16 protein-coding genes are annotated in these 13185 nt (G+C 69.6%); 10 read left to right on the forward strand and 6 right to left on the reverse strand.

What is annotated here, in order from left to right; genetic code table 11:
* The first annotated feature begins 144 nt into the window (after window positions 1-144).
* Window positions 145-462, forward strand: a complete 318-nt coding sequence (locus ACFXDJ_RS15235) for a hypothetical protein (protein WP_384660892.1) — start codon at window positions 145-147, stop codon at window positions 460-462.
* 293 nt (window positions 463-755) lie between these two features.
* Complete coding sequence (locus ACFXDJ_RS15240) at window positions 756-1109, forward strand: hypothetical protein (protein WP_384660890.1); 354 nt, start codon at window positions 756-758, stop codon at window positions 1107-1109.
* 8 nt (window positions 1110-1117) lie between these two features.
* Here ACFXDJ_RS15240 and ACFXDJ_RS15245 read toward each other — a convergent pair whose 3' ends face one another.
* Window positions 1118-1480 (reverse strand): hypothetical protein, encoded by a 363-nt coding sequence (locus tag ACFXDJ_RS15245; RefSeq protein ID WP_384660887.1) that lies wholly within the window; start codon window positions 1478-1480, stop codon window positions 1118-1120.
* 495 nt (window positions 1481-1975) lie between these two features.
* Window positions 1976-3031: a hypothetical protein gene (locus ACFXDJ_RS15250; protein ID WP_384660885.1), complete on the reverse strand. Its 1056-nt coding sequence runs from the start codon at window positions 3029-3031 to the stop codon at window positions 1976-1978.
* 122 nt (window positions 3032-3153) lie between these two features.
* Here ACFXDJ_RS15250 and ACFXDJ_RS15255 point away from each other — a divergent pair, with 122 nt between their 5' ends.
* Window positions 3154-3495: a hypothetical protein gene (locus ACFXDJ_RS15255; RefSeq protein ID WP_384660883.1), complete on the forward strand. Its 342-nt coding sequence runs from the start codon at window positions 3154-3156 to the stop codon at window positions 3493-3495.
* 198 nt (window positions 3496-3693) lie between these two features.
* Here the strand turns inward: ACFXDJ_RS15255 and ACFXDJ_RS15260 are convergent, their stop codons facing one another.
* On the reverse strand, window positions 3694-4236 hold the full coding sequence (locus tag ACFXDJ_RS15260; protein WP_384664176.1) for an ArsR/SmtB family transcription factor: 543 nt from the start codon (window positions 4234-4236) through the stop codon (window positions 3694-3696).
* Window positions 4237-4293: 57 nt separating this feature from the next.
* Between ACFXDJ_RS15260 and ACFXDJ_RS15265 the strand changes: the two genes are divergently transcribed.
* Window positions 4294-5217: a S41 family peptidase gene (locus ACFXDJ_RS15265; protein WP_384664177.1), complete on the forward strand. Its 924-nt coding sequence runs from the start codon at window positions 4294-4296 to the stop codon at window positions 5215-5217.
* Window positions 5218-5256: 39 nt separating this feature from the next.
* A complete protein-coding gene (locus tag ACFXDJ_RS15270; RefSeq protein WP_384849183.1) occupies window positions 5257-5670 on the forward strand; it encodes an acyl carrier protein in 414 nt (137 codons plus the stop codon).
* Here the strand turns inward: ACFXDJ_RS15270 and ACFXDJ_RS15275 are convergent.
* On the reverse strand, window positions 5585-6019 hold the full coding sequence (locus ACFXDJ_RS15275; RefSeq protein WP_384664222.1) for a hypothetical protein: 435 nt from the start codon (window positions 6017-6019) through the stop codon (window positions 5585-5587). The genes ACFXDJ_RS15270 and ACFXDJ_RS15275 overlap by 86 nt on opposite strands.
* Window positions 6020-6948: 929 nt before the next feature.
* Here ACFXDJ_RS15275 and ACFXDJ_RS15280 point away from each other — a divergent pair.
* From ACFXDJ_RS15280 to ACFXDJ_RS15290, 3 genes are all read left to right on the forward strand, one after another.
* Window positions 6949-8283, forward strand: coding sequence for a sialidase family protein (locus ACFXDJ_RS15280; RefSeq protein WP_384849186.1), 1335 nt, complete (start codon window positions 6949-6951; stop codon window positions 8281-8283).
* A 76-nt stretch (window positions 8284-8359) separates the two neighbouring features.
* Window positions 8360-8509, forward strand: coding sequence for a hypothetical protein (locus ACFXDJ_RS15285; protein ID WP_384656132.1), 150 nt, complete (start codon window positions 8360-8362; stop codon window positions 8507-8509).
* A 108-nt stretch (window positions 8510-8617) separates the two neighbouring features.
* Window positions 8618-8845 carry a hypothetical protein gene (locus ACFXDJ_RS15290; protein ID WP_384656133.1) on the forward strand — a complete coding sequence of 76 codons (228 nt, stop codon included), beginning with the start codon at window positions 8618-8620 and terminating at the stop codon, window positions 8843-8845.
* A 33-nt stretch (window positions 8846-8878) separates the two neighbouring features.
* On the opposite strand, the gene ACFXDJ_RS15295 is transcribed toward ACFXDJ_RS15290, so the two are convergent.
* Window positions 8879-10753, reverse strand: a complete 1875-nt coding sequence (locus ACFXDJ_RS15295) for a transglycosylase domain-containing protein (protein ID WP_384656136.1) — start codon at window positions 10751-10753, stop codon at window positions 8879-8881.
* 443 nt (window positions 10754-11196) lie between these two features.
* On the opposite strand from ACFXDJ_RS15295, the gene ACFXDJ_RS15300 reads away from it, so the two are divergent.
* The gene (locus tag ACFXDJ_RS15300; protein ID WP_384656138.1) at window positions 11197-11412 is read left to right on the forward strand and encodes a hypothetical protein; all 216 of its coding nucleotides are present in this window, start codon (window positions 11197-11199) and stop codon (window positions 11410-11412) included.
* 190 nt (window positions 11413-11602) lie between these two features.
* Here ACFXDJ_RS15300 and ACFXDJ_RS15305 read toward each other — a convergent pair whose 3' ends face one another.
* The gene (locus ACFXDJ_RS15305) at window positions 11603-11821 is read right to left on the reverse strand and encodes a hypothetical protein (protein ID WP_384656141.1); all 219 of its coding nucleotides are present in this window, start codon (window positions 11819-11821) and stop codon (window positions 11603-11605) included.
* A gap of 272 nt (window positions 11822-12093) precedes the next feature.
* On the opposite strand from ACFXDJ_RS15305, the gene ACFXDJ_RS15310 reads away from it, so the two are divergent.
* Window positions 12094-13161, forward strand: coding sequence for a DUF6183 family protein (locus ACFXDJ_RS15310; protein ID WP_384656143.1), 1068 nt, complete (start codon window positions 12094-12096; stop codon window positions 13159-13161).
* The last annotated feature ends 24 nt before the right edge of the window (window positions 13162-13185 follow it).

Below are 13185 nucleotides of genomic sequence, written 5' to 3' on the forward strand. Positions count from 1 at the left end.
GATGGGCGCGCCAGGCCCGTGAATCGTCTGCTGCCCCGCCGAAGTAGGCACACGCCCTGGCGCAGCTCGGCGAGGGCGCTCCGTACCGCGCACTGGACGCTGGACGCCGGGCGGCTGCGGAAGCCGTCGCATGATCAGCACGTCGTGATCGGTGAGCTCGCGCGCACGGCGCGCGCTCTGGCCGCCGAGGCCGGGCGGACCGTGAGCGAGCCGGTGCTGCACGAGGTCGAACAGATCCTCCACGCGGTCCTCGCCGATGCCGACGTCGCCGCGCAGTGGGCGGGAGGCCAGCTGGCGAAGGCCCCAGACGTGTCGGGTTTCGCTGGTCTTCTACCGCTGCCGGGTACGGCGCCTCCGCGACCGGCGCAGGAAGCCCCGACGGCCGGCTCCACGGCGGAGCGCGTCCTGCCCCAAAGTCGGACGCGGACAATCGGGCGGGGCACGCGCACCGCGAGCGGGTGAAGGCGGCCCGGGCGGCGCGGGCCAGGCAAGATCCGAAAGAGACGGTCTAGGCGGAGGCAGAGCGCCTGGAGGCTGCGCAGGTTGCCGCACAGTAAGTGTGGGACCGCATGGCCGCCGCTGTGGTGGCGGCTGAGGAAGACGTACAGGCGGCGAGGGAGCGGCTGGTGACGGCACGTGCGGCGAGCGCGGCCGCGGCCGCCCATCTGCTGGAGGTCGGTCGAGCGGCTGTGAGGGGCCCGGATGCGGGCGGAGGCGGCGGCACGGAAGGTCGAGAACCTCACCAGCTCCGAGGGGTGATCCGCAGGGTGGGGTTCGCCGATGCCAGCGGCCTGAAGGCATACGCGGGGTCTTCGCCCGTCATCCGGGCCTTCGGCAAGAAGTCCAGCATCACCCGTCGCCGCATCGAGAACGACCGGCTCAATCATGCCGGCTACCTCTGGGCCTACTCGGCCCTTCGCGCCTCACCCGGAGCCATGGCCCGCTACCGCCACCGCCGCGACGAACGCGGAGACTGGCACGCCTCCGCCCTGCGCAACGTCTTCAACAGCCTGATCGGACAGCTCCACCACTGCCTCCAACACCGCGAACTATTCGACGAACAAGAGGCCTTCCCATCCACCGTGGTGAAGGCGTCGCTGGCAGCGTGAAGTGGTGATCAGCTGACACGAGGCGTCTCTTTGGCGAGGGGGAGATGCGTACGGCGTGCTGGTGGTCGCCAAATGAAGGCGTCTGCGATCTCGGCGCCGAGAGGGTGCGCCTGCCAGCGGCTGGTGATGTCATGCCACTGCTCGATGACGGCGTTGCGTACGGAGCCCGCCCTCCTCCGGTTGTAGCCAATGTCGAACTCGTAGACGTGACCTCCGTCGGACAGAACGACACCGGTCTCCGTGTCGGCCCCGTCAGGGAAGAGGTAGACGAGGACGGTGGTGGAGATGATCAGCCCGCGTTCGGCAAGCAGGCTTCGTAGGCGTACCCAGGGGTTGTGCGGGCTCGTCCGCAACAGCCGAGTGCAGTTCACGTAGCTCACTGCTGGTTCGCAGAGGCCAGCCGCATGTGGGGGGAGCAAGGAGGCCAGGGGTCTCCAGACCTCATACGACTCTGCTGGGATCAGCGCGCTACGGCGTACCTGGCCGTTTGCGGTCCCAGGACTGAACACCGCGGCGCCCTGGAAGGATGCTGCCGCCGCGCGTGACCGGGACTGTCGGCTGTGATGAGACGACTCGTGTCGGAGTCGGCCAGGGGGCCTACGAGGCATGCGCCTTTCGGATGGTCATGCCTCGCATCTTGCCATGTCCACAATCTATTTCGCGAAGCCCAGCCCCGCTGGGCAGCGTCAACTTGACGTCTGGCTTCGTGAGGTGTCTCCGGTGAAGATGTCCCCCGCCTGGGCGGGCTCGCCGCGGATCGGCCCGCCGGGGCGTGGGCTGACCGGTATGAACGCGGTCGTGATCAAGCACCGGTTAGGCGGTACGGCCGCGCTCTCCCTTGCCGTTACGGATGGGCCCGCAACGCCCTACTCGCCGGTAATGCCCCAGCGGTGCAGGACCGCGGTCTTCCCGTCGTAGGTGAGCCAGGTGCCGTCGCCCAGGGGGCGGGCCAAGCCGTCGACGGGCTGAGGGTAGGCCACGTGACCGTGGACCCGCAGGGTGTGGGCGTCCAGAAGCCAGTGCCGGGCGAGTTCGGGGTTCTCGTCGTACTCGGTGGTGGTGGCTATGACGGTGTCGCCGTCGACGAAGCCGCAGGAATAGTCCCAGGCCGGCAGGTCCTCGTCCGCGTCGTCCGCCAAGGGCTGTCCGGTGGCCAGGACCGTGCCGTCCAGCGCGTGCAGCCTGATGTCGTAGCCGTAGTGTTCGAGCGTCAGGTATCCGCCGTGCTCCGGGTGGACGTCGGCGAGGATCCGGTCCATCGTCTCGTTCAGGTCCCAGCTGGTGACCGTATGCCCGTCCCAGCGCGCCCAGTGCAGCAGGATTCCGTCCTGGCCCATGCCGATGCCCAGTCCCATGTGGACCCCGTCGGGGTGGGAGAGGTGGTTCGAGCCGGAGGTCACGCTGTCCAGGGGTACGCGGGCCAGCTCGGTCCCGTCCCGGGCGTCGAGGACGACCCAGCACTCCTCGTATTCCCCCTCCGCGACGACGTGCGCCCACACCAGCCGCCCGTCGTCCGAGACCCGGCACGAACCGGACTCGTAGTCCCGGCAGATCTGCTGCTCGTCGCCGGAGTGGGCGTGCCCGACCTCCTGGTCCCAGCACCCGTGTCCGTACACCCAGAGCGTCGCGCCGTCCGCGCCGACGGCCCGTACGGACCGCTGGCCCGAGAAGACGGCGAAGGAGCAGTCCGGGCTCGCCGAGTGCTCCCCACGGGTCCAGCCCGGCCAGGGAACCGGGAAGGCGGCGACCGGCGCCCGCTCTCCCTCCCACAGTGCGTCCAGGTCGTACACCTCCAGCACGTCGCCGCTGCGCAGCAGCGCTCGGCGCCGGCCGTCGCTCCGCGACTCCAGGGCGAAGCCGTTGGTCAGTCCGTCCCCGCCGGAGAGGGGAACCGAATCGAGCAGTCGTACGGAAATCGTCATGGCCAGAAAATAGCGCCCGGCACCGACATCGCCCTGCCCGTGTCGGGTACGGGACGCTCGCGGGCGTACTCCTGAAGGGCTGCGCCGGGTGGGTGTTGTGGTCCGGATACACGGACGCGGGCATGGCGCTGTCGCTCCTGGCCGGCGCCGTGGTCCTGGCCTGGGGTTGGCGGTCCGGCGCGCTGGAGCGACGCCGTCCGCGGCGCCCGCTCTGGACGGCGTACGGCGTACGGCGTACGGCGCCGCGCGGCCTCGCCCTGGGAGGGGAGGCGGACCAGGAGCGCTCGGTGCGGCTGTCGAAGGCGATCGACGAAGCCGCCGACGACGGCCTCGGGCAGGGCGGCGATCTCACCGAGTTCGAGCGGATCGTGCTGTACGCCTTCGACATCGAAGACAGTCGCGTGCAGTGCGCTGTTCTGGGGCGACTGGGTTGGTTGTCAATGGGTACGGCTCGTCTCGAGTGAGCTGGCTGTGCCGTCTCGTGAGGATGGTGCCGCTAGGCCGTCTCTTTCGGATCTTGTCGGGGTCCGCGCCGCCCGGCACCGCACCTCGGCGCACTGCCGGGGCACCCGGGTACGTCCAGTACGCGGGAGCCCCGGCAGCGCGCCGAGGCACGGCACCGGACGACGCGGCCAAGGCCGACAAGATCCGAAAGAGACGGCCTAGGCGGAACTGGTGGTGCTGATTGGTAGGGCCTGCTGATAGAGCGCCACCAACACGCCGTGCAGGGGCTGGTCCTCTGCGTCTTCCTCGGCCTCGTCGACCAGTTGGGCGAGGGCCTCGCCGAGTTCTCTTGCTTTCGCGGGGCTGAGACGCAGGTGGCGCAGTGTCAGGTGGGTCTCGGCGGGTGAGCGGTCCAGCTCCTGGGTGAACGCGGCGAGCATCGCCGCGGTGCCCGCCGCTTGGGGTTCGGCGACGACCATGTGGCGGGCCGTGCGCTGGTAGTACTGCTCGGTGCCGCCGCGGACCTGGCGGGTCTCGGCGATGTGGACCAGCCCGGCTTCGCGGAGCACTTTGAGGTGGTGGGCCACGTTGCCCTTCTTCGCTTCGAGCTGCGCCGCAAGCTGGCTGGTGGTGGCAGGTCGGTGGCCCAGGGCGAAGAGCAACCGCTGACGCAACGGATGGGCGAGCGCCGCGAACTGCTCAGGCGTACCGATCTCCAGGACGTCCTCAGGAGGCGGCAGATGGGAAGGCTGATCACGCATACCAAAAGTGTCTAAACTCTTTGACGCTTTCGCAAGGACGGTGCTCTACTCCCTGCCATGACCACTTCAACGAAGCTTTCGCCGGCCCCTGTCATCGACGAGACGGCCCGGCTGCTGACCGAGCACTACGTTTTCCCCGAGATAGCCGAGCAGCTCGCCGGCCTGCTGCAACGACGCCTCGCCGAGGGCGCCTACGACGTCGATGGCGTCGACGGCGTCGACGGCGCCGAGGAGCTGGCCCGGCTGGTCACCGCGGACCTGCAGTCCGTCAACGGCGACCGGCACCTGAGACTGAAGCACCACGCCGACCCGGTCCCCCCGAAGCAGGGGGCGGCCACCCTGGAGGCCATGCGCCGGGACTTCGACACCTCGCTGGGCGGTGCGCTCCGAGTGCAGTTGCTCGACGGAGGGGTCGCCGTGGTGGAGCTGGCACCGATGCTCTTTCCGCTGGAGTGGGCCGCCGAACCGCTGGGCGCCGCGCTCACCCTGGCCTCCCGCGCCCAGGCGCTGATCATCGACCTCCGCACCAACCGGGGCGGCGACCCGGACACGGTCGCCTTCGTCTGCAGCTACCTGCTCGACGAGCGCACCCACCTCAACACCATGCACTGGCGTGGCGGCGAGCGCAGCGAGCAGTCCTGGAGCCTGCCGCACGTTCCCGGCGCGCGCTTCGGCGGCAGCAAGCCGCTGTACGTGCTGTCCAGCGACAGCACCTTCTCCGCCGCTGAGGAGCTGGCGTACGACCTCCAGCAACTCGGCCGCGCCGTGGTCGTCGGCGAGCGCACCCGCGGTGGCGCACATCCCTGCCAGGGCTGGACCGTACACCCGCACCTGGAAGCCACCATCCCCTTCGGCCGCGCCATCAACCCCGTCTCCGGCGCGAACTGGGAGGGTACCGGTGTGCAGCCGGACATCCCTTGCGCCGCTGCTGACTCCCTCGACCGTGCTCACGCGCTGGCCCTCGCCCGCCTGGCGGGCTGACCCAGTCCAGCTCATCGCCGGCACTGTGCGCAGCGCGCCGTGTGGAGCGAGGTGCTCGAAGCCGGTGACGTCCCGTACGACGTCAACTTCTTCGACGCGGGCGGCGACTCGCTGCTGCTCATCGTCCTCATGGAGCGGCTGTCCGAGCTGACCGGCCGTGAGCTGGACGCCGCCGACTTGTTCGAGCACAGCACGATCGACGCGCAGATCGAGTTCCTCACCGGGGGAGACGCGCAGGCGTCCGGCGAAGGTCCGGACGTGCTCGACGGCTGCGTCGAGTTCGGGGCAGGCGTCCCGGACCCCCCATCTGGGAGGCGGGTTCCTCTTGTTGGTGCCGTCCTGGATGGCCTCGCTGTTCGGACGAGCGTCAGAAGTACAGGACTTCCGTGCCCGCGGCGCAGGTGCCCACGTAGATGTTGCCGTCGCCTCCGCGGTACAACAGGCATTCTTTGAGCTCGATACGACGCACGTTCCCCGCGAAGGTGTACTCGCCGATGCCCACGACCGCCTGGTTGCCGCTGGTGTTCCAGACTTCTTCGTCGCGGGTGCCGCCGTCCGAGTACACCGCGTGGATCTTGAGCGCCGCGCCCTTGCCGTCGCCCGCCGTGTCCTTGAGCTCGCCGCTCAGGTGGACCCGGCCGTCGGCCGCCTTCCCGTAATATCCGTGCGCCCAGGCGCCGCCGATGTCACCGCCGGTGCCGGTGACATCGAAACCGGAGCCGGCAGAGGCCGGCCCCGCGAGCAGCAGCAGCGCGGCCGGGACCCCGGCAAGGGTCAGGGCGGCCTTCGTGGTGAGCTTCATCGTTCCTCCGTCGTCTGGTCCACGTCGCACGGGACAGCGCGAAACGTAGCCCTGGCGGCGGAGCCTTCTCGACCCACCCCGGGTTGATCTTCGGCCCACCACGGGGGTAGCCGGCCTACCCCCTGCGGTGTATTCGGCCCGGCCCGGGGCCTTAGGAGCCGTGTCTGAACCTCATTGCCCTGGCGCAGAGCTGGCGGCGAGTCTGCTTGCTGTTTGGATTGAAGTCGATTGGCGGTGGTCCGAGCGGCACCGGCCTGGAGACGTTGCACGCTGCCGAGAGGTCGGCTGTGGCTTTCGGGCTGACGGTCGGGTCTGGCCATGCGGTGGGACACGGGGTGATGAACGCGCAGGGGTCGTGCCCGTGTCACGCGCAGGCGCTCGGTGGTTCCGCGTGCAGACCGCAGACGAAGTAATCCCTTTACCGGATGCACCGGTTCAGTGCGGCCGGCCGGATGAACTGGCGAGCCGTCAAGGTGGGGACTGGGCGGGTGACGGCTGTCCGTCGGGCGTGGCGCGCCGGGCCTGCCGACGCTTTCCGGTGGGGAAAGATCGCGTAAGCCGCAAATCGCCTGTATGCCACGGCGCTGCTCCAGGAAGGAGCCACGCAGTTGACCACACCCCGATCCACCGGCCGTAGGGCCCTCACGGCCCTCGTCACAGCAAGCCTTGCCCTGCTGGCGGTACCCGCCTCCAGCGCGTACGGAGTCACGCCCGGCCCACGCGACCGACCGAACGGCGTCTCGGCTGCCGTTGGGGGGCCTCCAGGATCTCCAGGGCACGCAGATCGGGCCGGCCGTAGCCACGCGATGTCATCTTCGCCGGCCCCGGCTGCGGCCGGGTGCAGGGCCGAACCGAGCTCGACGGGAAACGTACTGGTCAACTGCCGGAGCAGCGATTCGGGGAAGCCGTTCGACCAGAGCGAGCCTGCGGTGGTTGCCGATCGGAACAAGGTGGTCTCGGCATTCAACGAGGAGAACGCCGATGGATTCGACATCGGGTACTCGGTATCCCACAACGGTGGCCGCACGTGGGTCGACATGGGTAATCCGCCGCGATCGCCGGACGTGCAGCCGTTTGCCGACCCGCGCCTCGCGATCGACCCGGCGGGCAATATCTGGCTCACCGTCCTCGCAAAGGACGTCTCGGATGTCGTCAAGATCGCTCTGTACGAGATGCCGGCGGGCAGCGACACGTTCCATCTCGTCTCGCTTCCGGCGGTCGCCTCGGCGCCAGGCTTTCAATTCCAACCCGACCGTGGGCGGCTCACCATCGCCCGCGACGGCGACGGCCGCACGCACTTCTACCTCACCTACCACCAGTACCAGGGCTCTCCCGGAGCGATCCAGGGGCCCGTCGTCCTGGCCGACTCCACCGACGCGACACACTGGCGCCACACGACGCTCACCGAGCCGGATCTGTGTGAACCGTCCGCACCCGCCGCCGCACCGGTCACGAAGGGGAACAAGCTCTACGTGTTCTTCCACGACATCGACAAGGCCGCATGCACGCACGACCCCGATGCGGATCCCACGGTGACCAGCGGCCGGGAAGAGATGGTCACCGTCGACGTCAAGACAGCCGGCGTCCTGCACCGGACCGTGATCGCCCCGATCCACGGAGTCGGTGAACGGGTGGACGCGGACTGCGGCGGCCAACAGGTGATCGCGACCGCGCCAGATCTTGCAGCGCGCAACGCGTCCGCGTCAGATCCCACACTCGGGCCTGACGGTGTGCTCTACGTCGTATGGCCTGACCGGCCAGGAGGCTTGGGTGGCGGCTTCGGCAACGCCACCAGGATCTACCTCAGCTACTCCAGAGACGGCGGCGTCTCCTGGGCTGCGCCGAAGGTCATCAGTGGTCCGCTCTCGGCGACCCACATGGCCGACCGGTTCCAGCCCGCCCTGACGTCCGACGCCCACGGCCTGCACACCATCTGGTACGAGCGGGTTCCGGACCCGGCCGGCGGGCCCGACCTGATCCGCACCGACAAAGCCGACCTCACCCTCGCCGGACCACAGACCGGGCCCGTGGTCCGCAACCGCGAGCAACCGCTGTCGACGGTCCCCTGGCAATTCCTGCCCGAGGCCCAGACCGGCTGCTACGCGGGGGACTACATCCAGGTGGCCAGCAACGGCGTCAAGGTCTTCGCAACCTGGGGCGACCTGCGAAACACCGTAGAGGCCGCTGACGGCACAGTGACCCACGATTCCGACGTCTTCTCGGACAGCTGGCTGGCCAAGGGGAGAGAGCAGGAGCCTCGGTGATCGACCCAGTATTCGATCTTTGGGTTGGGTCGGGGAATGACGCGGTGGCTTCCCGTCCACTTCGGATGCGGAGTCGGTGGCGATCGAGCTGTCCGAACTGCGGCTGTCGGAGTTCACTGCGGCCCGGGACGCGTACGTGGCCAAGGCCCGCAAGGCCGGAGACAGACCGCTCGCCGCCGCGGTCGCGGCGTGGACAGCCGACCTGCTGGGCCCGACGGCGACCTAAGGCGACCGAAGGAGGCGCACGGCCCGGTCCAGCTCGGCGAGGGCGCTCCGTACCGCGCACCGGACGCTGGGCGCCGGGCGGCTGCGGAAGCTGTCGTATGACCAGCACGTGGTGATCGGTGAGCTCGCGCGCACGGCGCGCGCTCTGGCCGCGGAGGCCGGGCGGACCGTGAGCGAGCCGGTGCTGCACGAGGTCGAACAGATCCTCCACGCGGTGCTCGCCGATGGAGACGGCGCGCGCGGCGAACACGAGCGCCGGGACCTGCTGAGGACGTTCGAGTTCGCGTCCAGCCCGGTCGGCGAGCGGGTGCGGTGCTGGACGCGCTGGCGTTCGTGAAGTCCCTCAAGGGACGGCGCCGCCCGCGGATCCCTATCCGCCGGGCACCGGGGACGCGGTGCCCGGCGGCGCCGTTACCGGGGGCGCGGGCACTACCGCCTCGTTGTACGCCTTCCAGATCAGGGGCGGGAGGGTGCTGCCCCGCTCGGAGTCGGGGCCGCCCACGCCCTGCATGGGCAGCAGCTGCGTGACGTCGGGCTTCGTGCGGAACATCGCGACCGAGGTGCTCAGTTCCGGCGTCGTGCCGATGAACCAGGCGGAATTCATGCGGTCGTTCGGACCGGTCTTGCCCGCCCAGTACGGAACGTACGTCCGCTGGTCCGTCGGAGGTCCCACGGCGTTCCAGCCCACGTGGCGCAGCGCAGCGCCCACGATCGCGGCCGTGTCGGGGCTCATGGCCCGCCGCGGCTTGGGTCGGCCGAAGCCGTCCACCGCGGTGCCGCTCCGCTCGACCTTGGTCACCGAGTAGGGCTCGGTGGCCTGGCCCTTGTTGATGAAGGTCGTATAGGCGCTGGCCAGCCGGACGGCGCTGGGGGTGGACGTACCGATGGAGAAGGTCGGCTCCAGCTTGGCCATGCTCTCCTCACGCAGTCCCGACGCGACGGCGAGGTCCTTGACCTTCTCCAGCCCGATCTTCTTGCCGGCTTCCACGAACGGTATGTGCTCGGAGTCCACCAGGGCCGAGCGCAGGTGCTCGGATGCCGGGGGCGTCACCGACGCCCTGGGGTTCACGGGCTCCGGGACAGGGGTTTCGACCGGGGGCCTCGCGCCCCCGAGCTCCTGCTCCAGAGCGGCGGCGTACACGAAGGGCTTGAACGCCGAGGCCGCGGGCACGCCGGAGGTGTCCGCGTTGTTGGTGAAGTGCTCGATCGCGTCGGAGCCGCCGTAGACCGCGACGATCGCACCGTCCTCGGGGCGGATCGAGGCGGCGCCGACCTGCACGTACTCGTCCTCCGCACGCTTTTTCGGGTCCAGCCGCTCCGCGCGCACCCGCTCGACGGCCTTGGTCAGCGCGGACTCCTTGTCCTTCTCGAAGGTGGTGTGGATGCTGTAGCCGCCACGGGCCAGGTCCTTGTCCGTGATCCCGCTGCGGCTCTTGAGGTACTTGTTGGCGATGTCGACGAGGTAGCCGGTCTGCCCGGCCTGGCTGGTCGGCTTGACGGGAGGTTTGGGCTCGGGGAAGTCCGTGTACTTCGCGCGTTCCTCGGCGCTCATCGAACCCGTCTTGACCTGACGGTCCAGAATCCAGCTCCAGCGGTCCTCGGCGCGCTGACGGTTGCCGGCGCTGAGGGACGGGTCGAAGCTCTCCGCGCCCTTGAGGACGGCGGCCAGCAGGGCCCCCTGACTGGGGTTCAGGTCCTTGGCGGGGATGCCGTAGTACGCGTACGAGGCCGCCTGCACGCCGTACGCGTCGCGGCCGAACCAGGAGGTATTGAGGTACCCCTCGAAGATCTCGGCCTTGGGCCGCTGGTTGCTGACCTTCAGGGAGAGGAAGAGTTCTTTGACCTTTCGCTGGACGGTCTGGTCCTGGCTCAGATAGGTGTTCTTCACGTACTGCTGCGTGAGCGTCGAGCCGCCCTGGGTCTCCTTGCCCTTGACGATGTTGACGGCGGCGCGGCCGATGCCCGTCACCGAGACGCCCGAGTCGGTGTAGAAGTCCTCGTTCTCCGCGGCGATGACGGCGTGCTGGACGGATTCGGGCACCTGGGAGAGCGTCACGTCCTGCCGGTTCACATCGCCGACGCTCACCATCCGGCTGCCGTCCGCCCAGTAGTACACGGTGGCCTGCCGGCGCGCGGAGTCGTGCGGGTCCGGGATCTGGACCCGTGAGTAGACGACCGCGAAGAGGCCGACGAGGGTGCTGCTGAAGAGCAGGAACAGGCCGGAGACCAGCTTCCAGGAGGGCATCCAGCGCCGCCAGCCCCGGCGGCCGCGCCTGGGCAAGTCGACGACGCGGAGGCGACGGGTCTTCCGGCCGGCTCTCCTGGGGCTCTCCGCACGGCCCGTGGAGCGCCGGGCGGGCTCTGGCCCTTCTGCCCGGTCCAGGCCTTCTGCCAGGTCCGGACCTTCCGTCTGCTCCGGACCGGCGGTGGCGTCCGTACTACTGGTGCGGTACGTGCGGCGTTTGCGGGGCAGCCTCATAGGGGACGCGGACCTCCTCCATCGTGAGCCGTCACCTCGGGGGCGGTGACGGGCTCGGCCGGGAGGATGATCAGATTGCGTTTGTGGTTGGGCTGTCCACGAAATCTTCATACGTGGCAGGGGACTTAAAGAGCGTTTTGTCCGGAGAAAGGTGTTTGGAATCTGAGGGCGATAGGGGTGCGCGGCTGTCCAGCAGGTTCAATATGAGCGTGGATGATGCATTGTGGAGCAGGCTGTCGCCCGAGGTGCGCGCAGAGCTGGACGAACTGATCGCCTCTGGTCGCACTGTGCAGGCCGTCAGGGTGATGCGTGGCCACATCGGCCCGACGCGGCTGGCCCTCTGGGACTGCATCGAGGCGCTGCAGGAGCGCGCCGATGTCCTGGAGGTGTCGGGGCCGATCAGGAGTCGCGCCAGTTCGGAGTGACGTACGGTCGCTAGCCCGCCGGTTCCTCCTCACGAGGCTGGGCGACTGGCGTCAGCCACTGTCACGCCCCGTGCACCCGCGCACGGGCGGCCACTGAGCCGTCCAGAGCGCTTGTACGGCGCCACTCCAACGCGGGTCGGCGCCGCACACCGCCTGCCGGACCTCGGCAGCCGCCTCTCGGGGGCGAAATCTATGCCTGCTGCCATGAGCGCAGGCGGTCGGCTACGTCGAAGACGGTGGTGCGGAGCGTGCGGATGTCCGTGATGAGCTCGCGCCACTGTTCGTACGGCGCGTCCACCCCGTGCCGGGCGACTGCGGCGACCAGGGCGGAGTGGTCGGCCACCTCGACATCCTTGAACAGAGCCTCCTGACGCTCCAGCAGCCAGCGGTGGTCGACGCGCAGTTCCACTCAGGCCGCCCGGGAAGCGGCACGGTGGACGGCGGCGGAGCCGACCAAGGCTCGTCCCGTAAGGATCAGGTTCAGCCGCGGCTGCGCTCCAGTACTCATGCCAACGGCAGCCTCCTGCGGCGATGACCGCGGTCAGCGGCACGATGCGCGTCGTGACGAACAGCGCGGGCATGCTCCCGGACCGTATTCCGGGAGCTCTGCCGACTTGGTGCCGGGGTTCGGCTCTAGGGTTGCGCATCGTGAATGGTGATGCGCGTGAGCTGGTGTGGCACATGGGAGAAGAGGCGGCGACGGGTCTGCGGGAGGGGGACCTGGGGCGCGTGGGGACGGTCGGGGGACAGCTGTGGGACAGCTTCCGCGCTGCCTCCGAGCAGGCGCGCGCCTACGGGGACGGCCTCTCCCGGGTGATCCGGATGCTCGCCCTGACGCCCGGGCGGCCGAGCCTGGAGCAGCTGATCCGGCTGATGGAACAGCACGGCACCTCCGTGAACCAGCGGATGAACGAACGGTTCATCGCCTCGCTCCTCGCCGAGGGACAGCGACCGGCCGACCTGGTCGAGTTGCTGTACACGCACGGGCGGCGGGACGGCCTCGACGAGCTGCGGTCCTGCCTGTTCCACGAGTTGCTGCTGCGCGGCGCCGACGTATCGTCCCTGCGCCTGAGCGGGCGGTACGGCTGGAGCGCCCTGACCTGGCTGCCGCAGCACCTGCGCCCCTTCGAGACGGACGCCCCCTTTCCCACCCGCAAGGCCGACGGCAGCGGCGCCGGCGGGGTGTGGACCGGGTCCACCGGCGCGGACCGGCTGGAACCTGCGACGCCCCGGCCGCAGGCGCGCTTGCCACTGCCCGACCGGGCGACCGTCGAAGTGCACGAGGCGATCGTCGCGGCGCCGACCGCCGGGGACTTCGGCTGCAGCGGGGCCTGGGTCTTCGCCCCGGAAGAGCCGATGGACCCCGACCTGGTGCCCGCCCTCGTGCCCGACCTGCCCATGCCCTGCGTCGAAGGGCTCGGCGCCGAAGGCCGGTTCGAGATCTCGCGCCAGAGCCTCGCGGAGATCTGGCGGATGCTCTTCAGCACCGCGTCGGAGGGCGGCGTGTACGCCCCCGGGGCGCACGGGGCCTACGGCCGGCGGGCGGCGTGGTGGTCCCTGGCCGGGCTCAGCGGCGCCCCGCTCGACGCGACCGCCGAGGAGGTGGAACGCCACGCAGTGCAGAGCACCTGGTTCCGCTTCGAGTGCGATACGGAGTGGTTCCACAACGAGATCTACGACTACGGGATCGTCGCCCTCTCCCCGGACCGCCGCCGGATCTCGGTCCTCGCGGTTACGGACACCGACTGAGGACGGTCCGAGGGATTCGAACGG

It is taken from the genome of Streptomyces sp. NPDC059443 (assembly GCF_042750105.1).
In the GTDB taxonomy this organism is placed as follows: domain Bacteria; phylum Actinomycetota; class Actinomycetes; order Streptomycetales; family Streptomycetaceae; genus Streptomyces.

Excerpts from the sequence above, each read along its gene's own strand:
- ACFXDJ_RS15275 (WP_384664222.1), bottom strand. The coding sequence starts at position 6,019 with ATGAAGCTCACCACGAAGGCCGCCCTGACCCTTGCCGGGGTCCCGGCC.
- ACFXDJ_RS15260 (WP_384664176.1), bottom strand. The coding sequence starts at position 4,236 with ATGCGTGATCAGCCTTCCCATCTGCCGCCTCCTGAGGACGTCCTGGAG.
- ACFXDJ_RS15250 (WP_384660885.1), bottom strand. The coding sequence starts at position 3,031 with ATGACGATTTCCGTACGACTGCTCGATTCGGTTCCCCTCTCCGGCGGG.
- ACFXDJ_RS15295 (WP_384656136.1), bottom strand. The coding sequence starts at position 10,753 with ATGCCCTCCTGGAAGCTGGTCTCCGGCCTGTTCCTGCTCTTCAGCAGC.
- ACFXDJ_RS15265 (WP_384664177.1), top strand. The coding sequence starts at position 4,294 with ATGACCACTTCAACGAAGCTTTCGCCGGCCCCTGTCATCGACGAGACG.
- ACFXDJ_RS15310 (WP_384656143.1), top strand. The coding sequence starts at position 12,094 with ATGGGAGAAGAGGCGGCGACGGGTCTGCGGGAGGGGGACCTGGGGCGC.
- ACFXDJ_RS15255 (WP_384660883.1), top strand. The coding sequence starts at position 3,154 with ATGGCGCTGTCGCTCCTGGCCGGCGCCGTGGTCCTGGCCTGGGGTTGG.